The organism is Rhodovulum adriaticum, from assembly GCF_004345735.1.
GTDB lineage: Bacteria > Pseudomonadota > Alphaproteobacteria > Rhodobacterales > Rhodobacteraceae > Rhodovulum > Rhodovulum adriaticum.
In genome coordinates, this window is record NZ_SLXL01000002.1 from 71,286 (window position 1) to 85,431 (window position 14,146).

Below are 14,146 nucleotides of genomic sequence, written 5' to 3' on the forward strand. Positions count from 1 at the left end.
TGCGCCCGAAATTCAATCTTCAGGAGCTCTCATGTCCTATATCAAAGTGACCGCCTCCGCGCTGGCGATTGCCGCCGTTTCGGCCACCGCCGCCGCCGCGCGCGACAACGTTCAGGTCGCCGGTTCGTCGACCGTTCTGCCCTACGCCTCGATCGTTGCCGAGCTGTTCGGCGAGAACTTCGACTTCCCGACCCCGGTCGTGGAATCGGGTGGCTCCTCGGCCGGCCTGAAGCGTTTCTGCGAAGGCGTCGGCGAGAACACCATCGACGTGGCCAACGCCTCGCGCGCCATCCGCGAAAAAGAGATCAAGGCCTGTGCCGAAGCCGGCGTGACCGACATCATCCAGGTCCGCATCGGCTATGACGGCATCGTCTTCGCCAGCCAGATCGACGGCCCGGCCTTCACCGCCTTCGAACCGTCGGACTGGTTCAACGCCCTGGCCGCCGAACTGCCGGTGGACGGTGCCATGGTCACCAACCCGAACATGACCTGGGCCGATGCCAACGCCGACCTGCCGGCCGTTGAAATCGCCGCCTTCATCCCGGGCACCAAGCACGGCACCCGCGAAGTCTTCGAAGAGAAGGTCCTGCTGCAGGGCTGCGAAGACACCGGCGCCATGGCCGCCATGATGGAAATGGGCATGTCGGAAGACGACGCCGAGGACGCCTGCATGGCGGTCCGCACCGATGGCAAGTCGGTCGACATCGACGGCGACTACACCGAGACCCTGGCCCGCATCGACGCCAACCCGAACGGCCTGGGCGTCTTCGGCCTGGCCTTCTACGAAAACAACACCGACAAGCTGAAAGTGGCCACCATGTCGGGTGTTGCCCCCTCGACCGAAACCATCGCCACCGGCGAGTACCCGGTTTCGCGTCCGCTGTACTTCTACATCAAGAAGGCCCACATCGGCGTGATCCCCGGCCTGAAGGAATACGCCGAGTTCTTCGTTTCTGACGAGATCGCCGGCCCCGATGGCCCGCTGGCCCAGTACGGCCTGGTTTCCGACCCGGAACTGGCCGCGACCCAGGCGATGATCGCCAACGAAGAGACCATGAAGTAATTCACGGTCCCGGGGACGGCGGCACCGCCGTCCCCACCCCTCCCTCTCAGGTCCTTCTCAGAATACGGAGCGGTCATGCCAAGTCTCTGGCTCGTGCTTATCGTGCTTGCGCTCGCTGTCGCCGGTTATGTCATCGGTCGCAGAAAGGCGCTCGGCTCGGCCGGGGGCGACAGTCGCGCCCTCCATTCCCTGCCGTCCTATTACGGGTCGAACGTCGCGATCATGACGATCGTGCCTGCGTTCTTCATCATGGGCGTGTGGCTGCTGGTGCAGCCGCTGTATATCGACAACCAGATTTCAAAGACCCTGCCCGAAGAGGCCATCGCCGAAAGCAGCACGCGCGGCCTGGTCATGAGCGACGTGCGCCGCGTGGCAGAGGGTCTGGATATCGCCGTCGCCGAAGGGGCGATGACGCGTGAATATGCCTCCAACATCCGTTCCGAATTTACCGACGTGCGCGAACGCCTGGGCCAGGTCGGCGTGGCGCTCGGCTCGGAGGTCGACCACTTCGTGCTGCGGGCGGCGCAACAATATCGCAGCCTCGCCAATACCGGCCAGTTGCTGATGACGCTGGTGGTGCTGGGCGCCGCGACGGCAGGCTTTGCAGTGTCGGTCCTGCGAACGAATGCCGAGTTCCGCGCCCGCAACGTGGTCGAAACCGCGATCCGCTACCTGCTGGTCTTTGCCGCGACCGTGGCCATCCTGACCACCATCGGGATCGTGCTGTCGCTGGTTTTCAACACGATCGAGTTCTTCCGCCTTTACCCGGCGCGCGACTTCTTCTTCGGCACGACCTGGAGCCCCAGCTTCGGCGGCGGCTCGGAACTGGGCGTGGTGCCGCTGCTGTGGGGCACCTTCTACATCTCGCTGATCGCGCTGGCAGTGGCGGTTCCGATCGGCCTGTTCGCTGCGGTCTATCTGTCGGAATACGCCAACTCGCACGTCCGCTCCGTCGCCAAGCCGCTGCTTGAGGTACTCGCCGGTATCCCCACCATCGTCTACGGTCTGTTCGCCCTGCTGACGGTCGGGCCGCTGCTGATGAAGGTTTTCGGGGATGAGGGCATCGGGGTCATGCAGGCCGGGACGGCGGTGATGACCGCGGGTCTGGTCATGGGGATCATGCTGATCCCCTTCGTCAGCTCGCTGTCCGATGACATCATCAACGCGGTGCCGCAGGCCATGCGCGACGGCTCGCTGGGGCTGGGCGCAACGCAATCCGAAACGGTCAAGCAGGTCGTCCTGCCCGCCGCCCTGCCCGGCATCGTCGGCGCCATCCTGCTGGCGGCCAGCCGGGCCATCGGTGAAACGATGATCGTGGTGCTGGGGGCAGGTGCCGCAGCGCGCCTGTCGCTGAACCCCTTTGACGCCATGACGACGGTTACCGCGAAGGTCGTCAGCCAGCTGACCGGCGACGCCGATTTCGCCTCGCCCGAGGCGCTGGTCGCCTTTGCCCTGGGCATGACCCTCTTCGTCATCACGCTGGGCCTGAACGTGCTGGCCCTTTACATCGTGCGCAAATACCGGGAGCAGTACGAATGACCGACGCAACCGCCAATTCCAGCCCGGAGGGCGCGGGCAAGGCCAGTTCCATCCTGGTCCCGGACGAGCGCACCCGCAAACGCAACGCAGCCGAGGCCCGTTTCCGCCTGTATGGTCTGATCGCGGTGGGGATCGGCGTTCTGTGCGTGATCGCGCTGCTGGTGTCGATCGTGTTCAACGGCGTCGGGGCCTTTCAGCAGACCGGCTACACGCTGCAGATCGAGTTCAAGGAAGAGGTGCTGGACAAATCCGGCAATCGCGACCTCGAAGAGATCAAGACGGTCAAGACCTTCGCCTACAAACCGTTGCTGCGCGAGGCTGTCCTGCGCGAGATCCAGGCACGCGGCATCGACACGCCGCTGGCCGAGGCCAAGGTCAAGGGCTTCTCCTCGGAGTTGGACAACCTGTTCTCGGACGGTGCGGTGGGCAATCTGCGCAATGCCGTGCTGGCCAACCCTGACCTGATTGGCCAAACGGTTGAGTTGCGCATCCTCGCCTCGTCCCGCGTGGACGGCTACCTGAAAGGCCGCGTCACCCGCGAATCCATCGCCCGCGACAAGAACCTGGACGCGGTGCACCTGGATCTGGTGGACGCGCTGCGCGACGAAGGCGTGGTCAGCAAGGGCTTCAACCTGGCCTTCATCACCGGCCCCGACGCCTCTGACGCGCGGCCCGAACAGGCCGGCATGGGGGTGGCGATGCTGGGCTCGTTCTTCATGATGCTGGTGGTGCTGGGTCTCAGCCTGCCGATCGGGGTTGCTGCCTCGATCTATCTTGAGGAATTCGCCAAGCAGAGCCGGCTGACCGACCTTATCGAGGTGAACATTTCCAACCTGGCCGCGGTGCCCTCCATCGTGTTCGGTATCCTTGGCCTGGCGGTGTTCATCCAGTTCGCGCACCTGCCGCAATCCGCGCCGCTGGTCGGCGGGCTGGTGCTGACGCTGATGACGCTGCCGACAATCATCATCTCGACCCGTGCGTCGCTGAAGGCGGTGCCGCCCTCCATCCGCGATGCGGCCCTGGGCGTCGGCGCCTCTAAAATGCAGGCGGTGTTTCATCATGTCCTGCCGCTGGCCATGCCGGGCATTCTGACCGGCACGATCATCGGCCTGGCGCAAGCCCTGGGCGAAACCGCGCCGCTTCTGCTGATCGGGATGGTGGGCTACATTGCCTCGAACTACCCTGGCAGCGTTGCCGAGGGCTTCCTTGCCCCGAACTCGGCCATGCCTGCGCAGATCTTCGAATGGGCCAAACGCGCCGACCCGGCCTTCTATGAACGCGCCTGGGGCGGGATCATCATCCTGCTGGGCTTCCTGCTGACGATGAACATCATTGCCATCATCCTGCGCCGCCGGTTCGAGCGCCGCTGGTAAGTCCCGAAAGGACGAAGCCATGTACGACACGCCAAATCTGGAGAATAAAGTCGTGACCAACGAAACCAAGATCTCGGCCCGGGGCTGTCAGGTCTATTACGGCGACACCCACGCCATCAAGGATGTCGATGTCGATATCGAGGACAAGACGGTCACGGCCTTCATCGGACCTTCGGGCTGCGGCAAGTCCACCTTCCTGCGGTGTCTGAACCGGATGAACGACACCATCGACGTCTGCCGCGTCGAGGGCGACATCACGCTGGACGGCGAAGATATCTACGATCCCAAGGTCGACCCGGTGCAACTGCGCGCCAAGGTGGGCATGGTGTTCCAGAAGCCCAACCCCTTCCCCAAGTCGATCTACGACAACATCGCCTACGGGCCGCGCATCCACGGGCTGGCCAAGAACAAGGCCGACCTGGACGACATCGTGGAAAAATCCCTGCGCCGCGGCGCCATCTGGGACGAGGTCAAGGACCGGCTTGATGCGCCGGGCACGGGCCTGTCGGGCGGCCAGCAGCAGCGCCTGTGCATCGCCCGCGCCGTGGCCACCGAACCCGAGGTCCTGCTGATGGACGAGCCCTGCTCGGCCCTGGACCCCATCGCCACCGCCCAGGTCGAAGAACTGATCGACGAGTTGCGCCAGGACTACTCGGTGGTGATCGTCACCCACTCGATGCAGCAGGCCGCCCGCGTCAGCCAGAAGACCGCCTTCTTCCACCTCGGTAACCTGGTGGAATACGGCGAGACCGGACAGATTTTCACCAATCCGCAGGACCCGCGGACCGAAAGCTATATTACCGGCCGGATCGGCTGAGGGAGGATTTAACATGTCTGAGTTCATGAAGGACCCGCATATCGTCAAGTCCTACGACCGCGATCTGGAAACCGCTCAGGCGCTCATCATGAAGATGGGCGGACTGGTCGAGGCCGCGATCCTGGAAGCCGCGAATTCGCTTGAAAACCGCGACGAGGAACTGGCCGAGCGCGTGCGCGAGGGCGACCGCGCCATCGACGCGCTGGAACAGCAGATCAACGAAGAGGCCGCGCGCCTGCTGGCGCTGCGCCAGCCCTCGGCCGGCGATCTGCGCACCGTCCTGACCGTGATGAAGATTTCGGGCAACCTGGAACGTGTCGGCGACTATGCCAAGAACATGGCCAAACGCACCGGCGTTCTGGTGCAAATGGCGCCGATCGACGGATCGACCGGGGCGATCCGGCGCATGGCCAAGGCCGTCGAGATGATGATGAAGGACGCGCTGGACGCCTATATCCAACGCGACGCCGAACTGGCCCAGGACGTGCGCCTGCGCGACGCCGAGGTGGACCAGATGTACAACGCGCTGTTCCGCCAGTTCCTGACCTTTATGCTGGAGGATCCGCGCAACATCACCGCGTGCATGCACCTGCATTTCATTGCCAAGAACATTGAGCGGATGGGCGACCATGCCACCTCGATCGCCGATCAGGTGATCTACCTCGTCACCGGCAGCGTGCCCGAGGACGAGCGCCCCAAGGCCGACCGCACCGCGTTTGAAACCCACGATACGCCGTGACATGACCAGAAGCGAACAGCCCATCGTCCTGGTCGTCGAAGACGAACCGGCACAGCGCGAAGTCCTGGCCTACAACCTGGAGGCAGAGGGCTTTGCGGTGTCCCGCGCCGAAAGCGGCGACGAGGCGCTGTTGCTGGTGGACGAGGTGTCCCCCGACCTGATCGTCCTGGACTGGATGCTGCCCGGCGTTTCGGGGATCGAGGTCTGCCGCCAGCTGAAATCCCGCCAGGAAACGCGTAACCTGCCGGTCATCATGCTGTCGGCCCGGGCCGAAGAAGTGGACCGGGTGCGCGGGCTGGAAACCGGCGCTGACGACTATGTGGTCAAGCCCTACTCGGTGAACGAGCTGATGGCGCGGGTCCGGTCCCAGTTGCGCCGCACCCGCCCCGCCGCGGTCGGCCAGCGCCTGGAGTTCGAGGATATCGTCCTCGATTCCGAAACCCACAAGGTGTTCCGCGCTGAAAAGTTGCTGAAGCTTGGGCCGACAGAATTCCGCCTGCTGTCCACTTTCATGGAAAAACCGGGCCGGGTCTGGAGCCGTGAACAGCTGCTGGACCGGGTCTGGGGGCGCGACATCTATGTTGATACCCGCACCGTGGACGTGCATATCGGGCGCCTGCGCAAGGCGCTGTGCCAGCATGGCGGCCCCGACCCGGTGCGCACGGTGCGCGGCGCGGGCTACGCCCTGGGCTGAGTCCCGGCGCCGCCCCGCCGAACGGGGGCACCCTGCCCTCTGGACAAGCGCCTCCCGGCGCGGCTAGCTGGCCGCAAAAGACCGGGAGGAGCATCATGCAGATCAGCGAAACCAAGGCCATCGTGACCGGGGGGGCCTCGGGCCTGGGGGCAGCGGCAGCGCGCGCCCTGTGCAGCGCCGAAGCCGCAGTCACCATTCTGGACCGCGATGCCGAACGTGGCGCCGCGCTGGCGGGCGAAATCGGCGCCGGGTTCCAGCCCGTTGACGTGACCGACGAAACCTCGGTCGCCCAGGCCATCGGCGAGGCCAGCAGCCAGATGGGCGGCATCACCGCCTGCATCAACTGCGCGGGCATCGCCACCGCCGAACGCACCCTGGGCCGCAGCGGCCCCCACGCGCTGGACAGTTTCCGCCGGACCGTGGAAATTAACCTGATCGGCAGTTTCAACGTGCTGCGCCTGGCTGCGGCGGAAATGGCCGGCAACGCCGAAGGCGCGGATGGCTGCCGCGGGGTGATCGTCAACACCGCCTCCATCGCCGCCTTTGACGGGCAAAAGGGCCAGGCCGCCTATGCCGCCTCCAAGGGGGGGATCGCCTCGATGACCCTGCCGCTGGCCCGCGACCTGGCCAGCCTGAAGATCCGGGTCATGGCCATCGCGCCGGGCGTGTTCCGCACCCCCATGCTGGAGGGTCTGGGCCAAGAGGTCATGGACACCCTGGCCGCCGACGTGCCCGCACCACCGCGCCTGGGCGACCCGGCGGAATTCGCGGCGCTGGTGCGGCACATCTTGGAAAACTGTTACCTGAACGGCGAGGTGATCCGCCTGGATGGCGCACTGCGGATGCAGTGATGGCGCGGCAGAACCGCGTCACCCCGACCGGCGATTTCATCGCAACCGAGGCCCGCGGCGATTTCATGGGCAACCGGGGCATCCTGCACGACGCCTCGGGCCGGCTGGGCCGCGCCCGATGGCGGCACCGGGCCTGGGTTTGCTGCGTGCTGTCCTACAAGGAAGGCCGCCGCGCCCTGATGGCACCGGGGCAGTATACAGAGCTGTTCTTTCTGGACGAGGCCGTCGCGCTGGCCGCCGGGCACCGGCCCTGCGCGCGCTGCCGCCCGGATGATTTCCGTCGTTTCCTGGCAGCCGCAGGCGGCGTGAAATGCGCGGGTGATCTGGATGCCGCCCTGCACCGTGCCCGTGCAATCCCCCGTGTCCGGCAACAGCGCCGCCAGACGGCGCAGTCCGGCGCCCTGCCCGACGGCGCCTTTATCCTGCACCCTCTGGATCGCATCCCTTGCCTGCTGATGGGCGATGCGGCCCTGCCCTATGCGCCCGATGGCTATGGCCCGCCACGCCCCCGGCCGCAGGGCCGGGTGACCGTGCTGACCCCGCAACCAAGCCTGACGGCGTTGCACAGCGGCTATCGCCCCGCCCTGCACCGCACGGCCGGGGTCTAGCCTTCGGCCTTTTCCGCAAGGGTCAGCCATTCTTCCTCGGCCTCGGCCAAGGCCGTCTGCCGCTGCACCAGCGCATCGGTGGCCTTCTGGAACTTGACCGGCTCGCGGGTGAACAGGTCGGGATCGGACAGCAACTCTTCCAGTTTGGCGATCTCGGCCTCCAGCCGCTCGATCTGGGCGGGCAGTTCCTCAAGGCGGTGCTTTTCGGTAAAGCTCAGCTTGGCGGGGCCGTCCGATTTCGGCCTGGGCTTGGGTTTTCTGGGCTGATCGGCGGGGGCGGTAGTTGCGGGCTTGTCCGCCTTGGCCGGGCTGCGCTGCGCCTGATAGTCGGTCCAGCCCCCGGCATAGACCGTGGCCCGCCCGTCCCCCTCCATCGCGATGGTGGTCGAGGCGACGCGATCCAGGAAATCGCGGTCGTGGCTGACCAGCAGAACCGTGCCCTCATACTCCCCAAGCAATTCCTGCAGCAGGTCCAGCGTTTCCACATCCAGATCGTTGGTCGGTTCGTCCAGCACCAGCAGGTTGCTTTCCCGCGCCATGATCCGCGCCAGCAGCAGCCGCGCCCGTTCCCCCCCAGACAGCGCGCGCACCGGCGCGCGGGCCTGGGCCTCGTCGAACAGGAAATCCTTGAGATAGCCCACCACATGCCGGGGCTGGCCGCGCACCATCACCTGATCGGCCCGGCCAGACACGCGCATGTAGGGATCGCCGGTCAGGCTGTCCCACAGGCTCATCTCCGGGTCCAACGCCGCGCGGTTCTGCTCGAACACGGCCATTTCCAGGTTGGTGCCCAGCTTGACCTCGCCGGTATCGGGGGCCATCTCGCCGGTCAGCATCTTCAAGAGCGTCGTCTTGCCCGCGCCGTTGGGCCCCACCAACGCGACACATTCCCCCCGGTGGATGCGCAAGCTGAAATCGCGCAGGATCACTCGGTCGCCGAAGTTCTTGGAAATCCCCTTCGCCTCGATCACCCGCTTGCCCGATTGCGGGCCGGCGTCCAGCGCCATCGCGGCGGTGCCCTGCCTGCGGATCATACCCGCCCGTTCCTCGCGCAGGGCGGCCAGGTTGCGCACACGGCCCTGGTTGCGCTTGCGCCGGGCGGAAATGCCCTCGACCGCCCAGCGGGCTTCGGCCTTGATCTTGCGATCCAGCTTGTGTCGGGCCTCGTCCTCTTCGGCCCAGACCTTGTCGCGCCATTGCTCGAAATAGGTGAACCCGCGATCCTGGCGGCGTACCGCGCCCCGGTCGATCCACAGCGTGCCCCGCGTCAGTGCCCGCAGGAACGCCCGATCGTGGGAAATCAGCACATAGGCCGAACGGGTTTCGGCCAACTGTTTTTCCAGCCAGCCGATCGCCTCGATATCCAGGTGGTTGGTCGGCTCGTCCAGCAGCATCAGTTCGGGCGCCTCGGCCAGCAGCTTGGCCAGCGCCGCGCGCCGCCGTTCCCCGCCCGAGGCCGTTTCAACCGGCGTTGCCGGGTCCAGCTTCAGCCCCTCGGCGACCATCTCGACGCGGTATTCCTCGCCATGGGCCAGGGCGCTGGCGGCGAAATCACCCAGCGTGGCAAAGCCGGACAGGTCCGGTTCCTGTTCCATGTAGCCGGTACTGGTGCCCGGCGACAAAACGCGCGCGCCCGCGTCGGGTTCCACCAGCCCGGCCATCACCTTCATCAAGGTGGACTTGCCCGACCCGTTGCGCCCGACCAGCGCCAGCCGGTCGCCCGGCTGCACGACAAGATCCAAACCGGCAAAAACCGGATCACCCCCGAAGGTCAGGGAAATATCGCTGAGTTGCAAAAGCGGTGCGCGTGCCATGGCGCCGGGCTAGGCCATGGCGTCGCCTGCGTCAACGCCCCTCAGCGCGGCGGGATCGAGTAGGTCAGGCTGGCCCGCGCGACGACACCGTCCATCCCCTCGGACCGGATCAGCGCGTCCCCCACCGCCAGCACGCGGCCCAGTTTCAGCAGCCGCGCCTCGCAGATCAGATCCTTGCCCGCCGCCGGTTTGCGCATGAAGTCGATGGAACAGTTCGTGGTCACGGCCAGCGCCTGCGGCCCGATCATCGCCAACACCGCCAGGTAGATCCCCACATCTGCCAGCGCGAACATCGAGGGGCCGGATACGGTGCCACCCGGGCGCAAATGCCGTTCCGCTACGGGCATGCGCACGCGCAGTTGCATCGGGGCCACCTCCTCGATCACGAAATCGGCGGCCACCTGCGGAAATTCCCGTTCCATAAAGGCGCTTAGCGCCGCGGCATCCATCTGCAAATCCATGCTCTTTCCCATCCTCCCTTTGCCGCGTAGTCTGCCGGTAAACGGGGAGGAGAAACAAGATGAGCGAGATCCTGTTACGCGACGACACAGGGGGCATTGCCACGCTGACACTGAACGCGCCGGACCGGCTGAACGCGCTGTCCGACGCGATGCTGGCAGCCCTTCAGTCCCAGATCGACACACTGGCCCAGGACCGCGAAACGCGGGTGGTGATCCTGAAGGGCAACGGCAAGGCATTCTGCGCAGGCCACGACCTTAAGGAGATGCAGGCCGGGCGGCAGGCCGAGGATGGCGGGCAAGCCTATTTCGCCGACCTGTTCACCCGCTGCGCGCGGGTGATGACCGGGCTGATGCGCCTGCCCCAGCCGGTGATCGCCGCCCCGCACGGGATCGCAACGGCGGCGGGGTGCCAGATGGTGGCCTCTTGCGACCTGGCCATCGCGGCAGAGGGGACGCGGTTCGGCGTCAACGGGGTGAATATCGGGTTGTTCTGTTCGACCCCCATGGTGGCCCTGTCCCGCAACATCCCCCGCAAACATGCGTTCGAGATGCTGACCACCGGCGATTTCATCGGAACCGACCGGGCAGAGGCACTTGGCCTGATCAACCGCGCGGTCCCGCATGACGCGCTGAACGACGAGGCACGCGCGCTGTCCGAAAAGATCGCCGCCAAGCTGAACCCCGCGGTGCGGATCGGCAAGCGGATCTTTTACGATCAGGCAGAGATGGGGATGGACGATGCCTATGCCCATGCGGGCGCGGCAATGGTCGAAAACATGATGTGGCGCGATACGGACGAGGGAATCAGCGCCTTTCTGGAAAAACGCAAGCCCGACTGGCAGGCCTGAGGTGATCGGGGCCGGGCGAATCCCGCCCGGCCCTGATCTCGGGGTCCGGTGTTACTCGGCCGCGACCGGCTGGGCGGCGCTACGCTCGGCGGCCTGCTTTTCGGCGCGGCGACGGCGCGTTTCCGCCAGCTGTTCTTCGGTCTGGCGCATGTTGATGTAGGCGAAGGCAACGACGAAACCGAGCGTGCCGAGCATCAGAGGGCCGATGATATCCATGGGTCAGTTCCCTTTCCTGTTTGGTGTTGTGCAAGGGATACGCGCCGTTTGCGGCCCCGGATCACCGGGTGGGGAAAATTTCTTTGTTTTCATGCGCATACATGCGCATACAAAGATGCAAGCCGTTGAAAGGGCTGCGGAATACCGCCCGATCACAGCCCGTTCAAACGGATGTGATCGGGCTATCGGACAAGATAAATGACCAATAGGAAGTAGACCAACAGCCCGATCACCCCCCCGTTGGCAAACAGCAAGCTGGCAAAAAGCAGTGCCATCAGGACCGCGATGACGATGGCCGCCTGTTCATGGGCTGCGCGTCGGGAAACGCGTTCCTCGATTTCTTCGGGGGTAAAGCGGGGAATGACCCCGCCAAGAATGGCGAAGGCTACACGCCGGGCACTTTGCCACAGCTCGCCAAAGAGACTGTCGCGCCGCATCATCGGGCCGTTGTAGCAGCGCCGTGTTGCATATGCCAGCCCGCCGCGCCGCTACAGCCGGTAGAGTGCACCGAACTTGGCCTCCAGATAGTCCAGCAGCGGCCCCTCATGCGGGTCGAAGCCGCAAGCGCGCTGGATGACCTCTGCCGGTTCGTAAAGGCCGCCATGGCGCTGCACGTTCTCGCGCAGCCAGGCGGTTGCCGTTTCCGCGTGCCCGCGGGCCAGATCGTCGTCCAGCGACGGCACGGCAGCGCACAGTGCCGTATACAGGCACCCGGCATAGACATTGCCCAGCGTGTAGGTCGGGAAATAACCGAACAGCCCCACGGACCAGTGCACATCCTGCAACACGCCGTTGGATGGCTTGTCCACCGCCACGCCGAAATCGGACTGGAATCGTTCGTTCCAGGCCTCTTCCAGGTCGGCGACCTCCAGTCGGCCGGCGATCAACTCACGCTCCAGATCGAAGCGCAGCATGATGTGCAGGTTATAATGCACCTCGTCCGCCTCGGTGCGGATATATCCCGAATGCACGCGGTTCACGGCGGCGTAGAACGCATCAGCATCCGCCGCGCCGGACTGGCCGAACACCTCGGCCAGACGGGCATGCAGCCAGCCGCAGAACGCGCGCGAGCGGCCAAGCTGGTTTTCGTAGATGCGGCTTTGGCTTTCGTGCACGCCCATCGACACGCCCTCGCCCAGGGGGCTCAGCAGATAGGCCGGATCGATCCCCTGTTCATAGGCGCCGTGGCCGACCTCGTGCAGGGTGGAATAAAGGCAGTTCAGCGGATCGCCCTCATCTACCCGCGTGGTGATGCGCACATCCGTTCCCGAACCGCTGGTAAAGGGATGCACGGAATGGTCCAGCCGCCCGTGCCGCCAATCATAGCCGAAATGGCTTGCAACCTCGCGCGCGACGGTCATCTGCCCCTCGGCCCCGAAGCGGCCCGACAGGGGCGCGGGGTGGCGGTCGCTGCCCAGGATTCGTTCGCGCAGTTCGACCAGCCGGGGCCGCATCCGGTCGAACATCGCGGCAATACCGGCCCCGGTCGCACCGGGCTCATAATCGTCCAGCAGCGCGTCATAGGGATCGCCCCCCTGCGCCAGGGCGGCGGCCTCTTCGCGTTTCAGGCGCACCACCTCGGCCAGGGTCGGCAGGAAATGCGCCACGTCATCGGCGGCGCGGGCCTCGGCCCAGATACCTTGCGCGCGGCTGGTCACGCGGGCGATCTGGGACGACAGGGTTTCGGGCAGGCGCATGGCACGGATATAGCCGCGCAGGATATGACGCAGTTGCGCGCGGGCGGCGTGATCCAGGGCGGTTTCGTCCACGGCCTCCAGCCACTCGCCGACGCGGGGATCGGTGCGGCGGCGGTGCAGCACGCTTTCCAGCGCGCCCATCTCCTCGGCCCGTTGGTGCGCCGCGCCCTTGGGCATCACGGTTTCCTGATCCCAGCTCAGGCGGCCCATCACCTGGGCCAGCGCCTGGGTTTCACGCTCATAGGCGATCAGATCGTCATAGGCGCCCATCGCCCTACCCCCGGATGGTCGAGTGTTGCACAGGATACTGCGCATGGAAACGTGCGCGCAGGATCAGCGTCCACAGCGTGATCGCGCCCAGTTGGTGCACGACGGCGATCTGCCACTGTGCGGCAAACAGGATCGTACCGATCCCCAACCCCGCCTGTACCAGCGCCATCCCGGCAATCATGTCAAAGGCCCGCCGCGTGCGCCGATAGACGCTGCGCCGCCCCACCAGCCATGTCGCCAGCCCCAGCAGAACCACCAGATAGCCGTTCATCCGGTGCAGGAATTGCACCAGCCCGTGGTTTTCAAAGAAGTTGCGCCAGATCGGTTCGATGTAGAACGGATCAGGCGGGAAGAAGCCGCCCGCCATCATCGGCCAGTCCGTATAGGTGCGCCCGGCGTAAAGCCCCGCCACCTGCGACCCCAGCAGGATCTGCAGGAACACCAACAGCATCAGCGCCGTGGCCATGCGGAAGCTGCCCGCCTCGCGCGCGCGGCGGGCCTGCAGCAACTCTGCCTCGCTGCGGCCCAGCTTGAACACGAACCAGGCGGTCACGCCCAGCAGCGAAAAGCCGAACCCCAGGTGCAGCAGCATCCGGTAGGACAGAAAATCGAAGGGCGGCGGCGCAACCCCCGCGCCCCCCAGCACCCAGTCGGCCGTGCCGACCAGCAGGATCAACAGCCCCAAACCCAACAGCCGCAGCGTCCAGCCCTTGGGCATCTTGCGCGCAGCCAAGAAGAACAGGAAACCGACGGCCCACAAAAACAGCGCGGTCGGCGCCAGTTGCCGCGATCCCCACCCCCACCAGAAGGCCAGCTGGAATTCGTCCAGCCCCATGCCGTGGGCCTCGCCCCGCCAGGCGGCGGACCCGCGAAAACGCTCGAACGCGGCCAGCCAGTCGGCCGGGTCCAACGGCGGCAGCGCCCCGAACAGCGGGTTCCAGTTCGGCATCGGCAGCAGCATTTCGGTCAGGCGTGCAAACGCCCCGATGATCAGCATCGCGGCGACCACCAGGAACAGCAGCATCAGCCACAGGCGCACCGCGCCGCGCGCGCCCCGGCGTGCCGCGCGGTCGATCGCACCCGGCTGGGCCACTGGCCGCTCGCGCGGGGTTTCGGTGCCGACCTCCTCGAAGATATTCCGCTTCTTGGTCATGGT

Annotated in this window: 15 protein-coding genes; 9 read left to right on the plus strand and 6 right to left on the minus strand. The window is 65.8% G+C overall.

Translation table 11 applies throughout. The features are described from left to right. Positions 1 to 31 precede the first annotated feature (31 nt). The 8 genes from EV656_RS03760 to EV656_RS03795 all read left to right on the plus strand — a co-directional run bounded on the left by EV656_RS03760 (position 32) and on the right by EV656_RS03795 (position 7,684). Positions 32 to 1,063, plus strand: coding sequence for a substrate-binding domain-containing protein (locus EV656_RS03760; protein ID WP_132599638.1), 1,032 nt, complete (start codon positions 32 to 34; stop codon positions 1,061 to 1,063). Between the two features lie 75 nt (positions 1,064 to 1,138). Then, positions 1,139 to 2,602, plus strand: coding sequence for a phosphate ABC transporter permease subunit PstC (gene pstC, locus EV656_RS03765; RefSeq protein WP_132599640.1), 1,464 nt, complete (start codon positions 1,139 to 1,141; stop codon positions 2,600 to 2,602). After that, on the plus strand, positions 2,599 to 3,975 hold the full coding sequence (gene pstA, locus EV656_RS03770) for a phosphate ABC transporter permease PstA (protein ID WP_132599642.1): 1,377 nt from the start codon (positions 2,599 to 2,601) through the stop codon (positions 3,973 to 3,975). Before pstC ends, pstA begins: the two co-directional genes overlap by 4 nt. Positions 3,976 to 3,994: 19 nt before the next feature. Continuing rightward, positions 3,995 to 4,792 (plus strand): phosphate ABC transporter ATP-binding protein PstB, encoded by a 798-nt coding sequence (pstB, locus tag EV656_RS03775; protein ID WP_132599644.1) that lies wholly within the window; start codon positions 3,995 to 3,997, stop codon positions 4,790 to 4,792. 25 nt (positions 4,793 to 4,817) lie between these two features. Beyond that, on the plus strand, positions 4,818 to 5,531 hold the full coding sequence (gene phoU, locus EV656_RS03780; protein ID WP_132600865.1) for a phosphate signaling complex protein PhoU: 714 nt from the start codon (positions 4,818 to 4,820) through the stop codon (positions 5,529 to 5,531). A 1-nt stretch (position 5,532) separates the two neighbouring features. Continuing rightward, positions 5,533 to 6,225, plus strand: a complete 693-nt coding sequence (gene phoB / locus EV656_RS03785) for a phosphate regulon transcriptional regulator PhoB (RefSeq protein ID WP_132599646.1) — start codon at positions 5,533 to 5,535, stop codon at positions 6,223 to 6,225. 95 nt (positions 6,226 to 6,320) lie between these two features. After that, complete coding sequence (locus EV656_RS03790; RefSeq protein ID WP_132599648.1) at positions 6,321 to 7,076, plus strand: SDR family NAD(P)-dependent oxidoreductase; 756 nt, start codon at positions 6,321 to 6,323, stop codon at positions 7,074 to 7,076. Further along, positions 7,076 to 7,684 (plus strand): hypothetical protein, encoded by a 609-nt coding sequence (locus EV656_RS03795; protein WP_132599650.1) that lies wholly within the window; start codon positions 7,076 to 7,078, stop codon positions 7,682 to 7,684. Before EV656_RS03790 ends, EV656_RS03795 begins: the two co-directional genes overlap by 1 nt. Here EV656_RS03795 and EV656_RS03800 read toward each other — a convergent pair. Both EV656_RS03800 and EV656_RS03805 read right to left on the minus strand, forming a co-directional pair. Beyond that, entirely contained in the window at positions 7,681 to 9,498 is a 1,818-nt protein-coding gene (locus EV656_RS03800) for an ABC-F family ATP-binding cassette domain-containing protein (RefSeq protein WP_132599652.1), read from the minus strand. The genes EV656_RS03795 and EV656_RS03800 overlap by 4 nt on opposite strands. 41 nt (positions 9,499 to 9,539) lie before the next feature. Further along, positions 9,540 to 9,959: a PaaI family thioesterase gene (locus EV656_RS03805; RefSeq protein ID WP_132599654.1), complete on the minus strand. Its 420-nt coding sequence runs from the start codon at positions 9,957 to 9,959 to the stop codon at positions 9,540 to 9,542. A 59-nt stretch (positions 9,960 to 10,018) separates the two neighbouring features. On the opposite strand from EV656_RS03805, the gene EV656_RS03810 reads away from it, so the two are divergent. Beyond that, positions 10,019 to 10,807, plus strand: a complete 789-nt coding sequence (locus tag EV656_RS03810; RefSeq protein WP_132599656.1) for an enoyl-CoA hydratase — start codon at positions 10,019 to 10,021, stop codon at positions 10,805 to 10,807. A 51-nt stretch (positions 10,808 to 10,858) separates the two neighbouring features. On the opposite strand, the gene EV656_RS16470 is transcribed toward EV656_RS03810, so the two are convergent. The 4 genes from EV656_RS16470 to EV656_RS03825 all read right to left on the minus strand — a co-directional run bounded on the left by EV656_RS16470 (position 10,859) and on the right by EV656_RS03825 (position 14,143). Next, on the minus strand, positions 10,859 to 11,023 hold the full coding sequence (locus EV656_RS16470; RefSeq protein WP_165918931.1) for a hypothetical protein: 165 nt from the start codon (positions 11,021 to 11,023) through the stop codon (positions 10,859 to 10,861). Positions 11,024 to 11,205: 182 nt separating this feature from the next. Further along, positions 11,206 to 11,463: a hypothetical protein gene (locus EV656_RS03815; protein ID WP_132599658.1), complete on the minus strand. Its 258-nt coding sequence runs from the start codon at positions 11,461 to 11,463 to the stop codon at positions 11,206 to 11,208. A 48-nt stretch (positions 11,464 to 11,511) separates the two neighbouring features. Then, positions 11,512 to 12,990 (minus strand): carboxypeptidase M32, encoded by a 1,479-nt coding sequence (locus EV656_RS03820; protein WP_132599660.1) that lies wholly within the window; start codon positions 12,988 to 12,990, stop codon positions 11,512 to 11,514. Between the two features lie 4 nt (positions 12,991 to 12,994). Further along, entirely contained in the window at positions 12,995 to 14,143 is a 1,149-nt protein-coding gene (locus tag EV656_RS03825; protein WP_132599662.1) for a COX15/CtaA family protein, read from the minus strand. Between the last annotated feature and the right edge of the window lie 3 nt (positions 14,144 to 14,146).

Coding starts and splice junctions, on each gene's coding strand:
- EV656_RS03825 (WP_132599662.1), bottom strand. CDS start 14,143: ATGACCAAGAAGCGGAATATCTTCGAGGAGGTCGGCACCGAAACCCCG.
- phoU (WP_132600865.1), top strand. CDS start 4,818: ATGAAGGACCCGCATATCGTCAAGTCCTACGACCGCGATCTGGAAACC.
- EV656_RS03810 (WP_132599656.1), top strand. CDS start 10,019: ATGAGCGAGATCCTGTTACGCGACGACACAGGGGGCATTGCCACGCTG.
- EV656_RS16470 (WP_165918931.1), bottom strand. CDS start 11,023: ATGGATATCATCGGCCCTCTGATGCTCGGCACGCTCGGTTTCGTCGTT.
- pstC (WP_132599640.1), top strand. CDS start 1,139: ATGCCAAGTCTCTGGCTCGTGCTTATCGTGCTTGCGCTCGCTGTCGCC.
- EV656_RS03790 (WP_132599648.1), top strand. CDS start 6,321: ATGCAGATCAGCGAAACCAAGGCCATCGTGACCGGGGGGGCCTCGGGC.
- phoB (WP_132599646.1), top strand. CDS start 5,533: ATGACCAGAAGCGAACAGCCCATCGTCCTGGTCGTCGAAGACGAACCG.
- EV656_RS03805 (WP_132599654.1), bottom strand. CDS start 9,959: ATGGATTTGCAGATGGATGCCGCGGCGCTAAGCGCCTTTATGGAACGG.
- EV656_RS03815 (WP_132599658.1), bottom strand. CDS start 11,463: ATGATGCGGCGCGACAGTCTCTTTGGCGAGCTGTGGCAAAGTGCCCGG.
- pstB (WP_132599644.1), top strand. CDS start 3,995: ATGTACGACACGCCAAATCTGGAGAATAAAGTCGTGACCAACGAAACC.
- EV656_RS03820 (WP_132599660.1), bottom strand. CDS start 12,990: ATGGGCGCCTATGACGATCTGATCGCCTATGAGCGTGAAACCCAGGCG.
- EV656_RS03760 (WP_132599638.1), top strand. CDS start 32: ATGTCCTATATCAAAGTGACCGCCTCCGCGCTGGCGATTGCCGCCGTT.
- EV656_RS03800 (WP_132599652.1), bottom strand. CDS start 9,498: ATGGCACGCGCACCGCTTTTGCAACTCAGCGATATTTCCCTGACCTTC.
- pstA (WP_132599642.1), top strand. CDS start 2,599: ATGACCGACGCAACCGCCAATTCCAGCCCGGAGGGCGCGGGCAAGGCC.
- EV656_RS03795 (WP_132599650.1), top strand. CDS start 7,076: ATGGCGCGGCAGAACCGCGTCACCCCGACCGGCGATTTCATCGCAACC.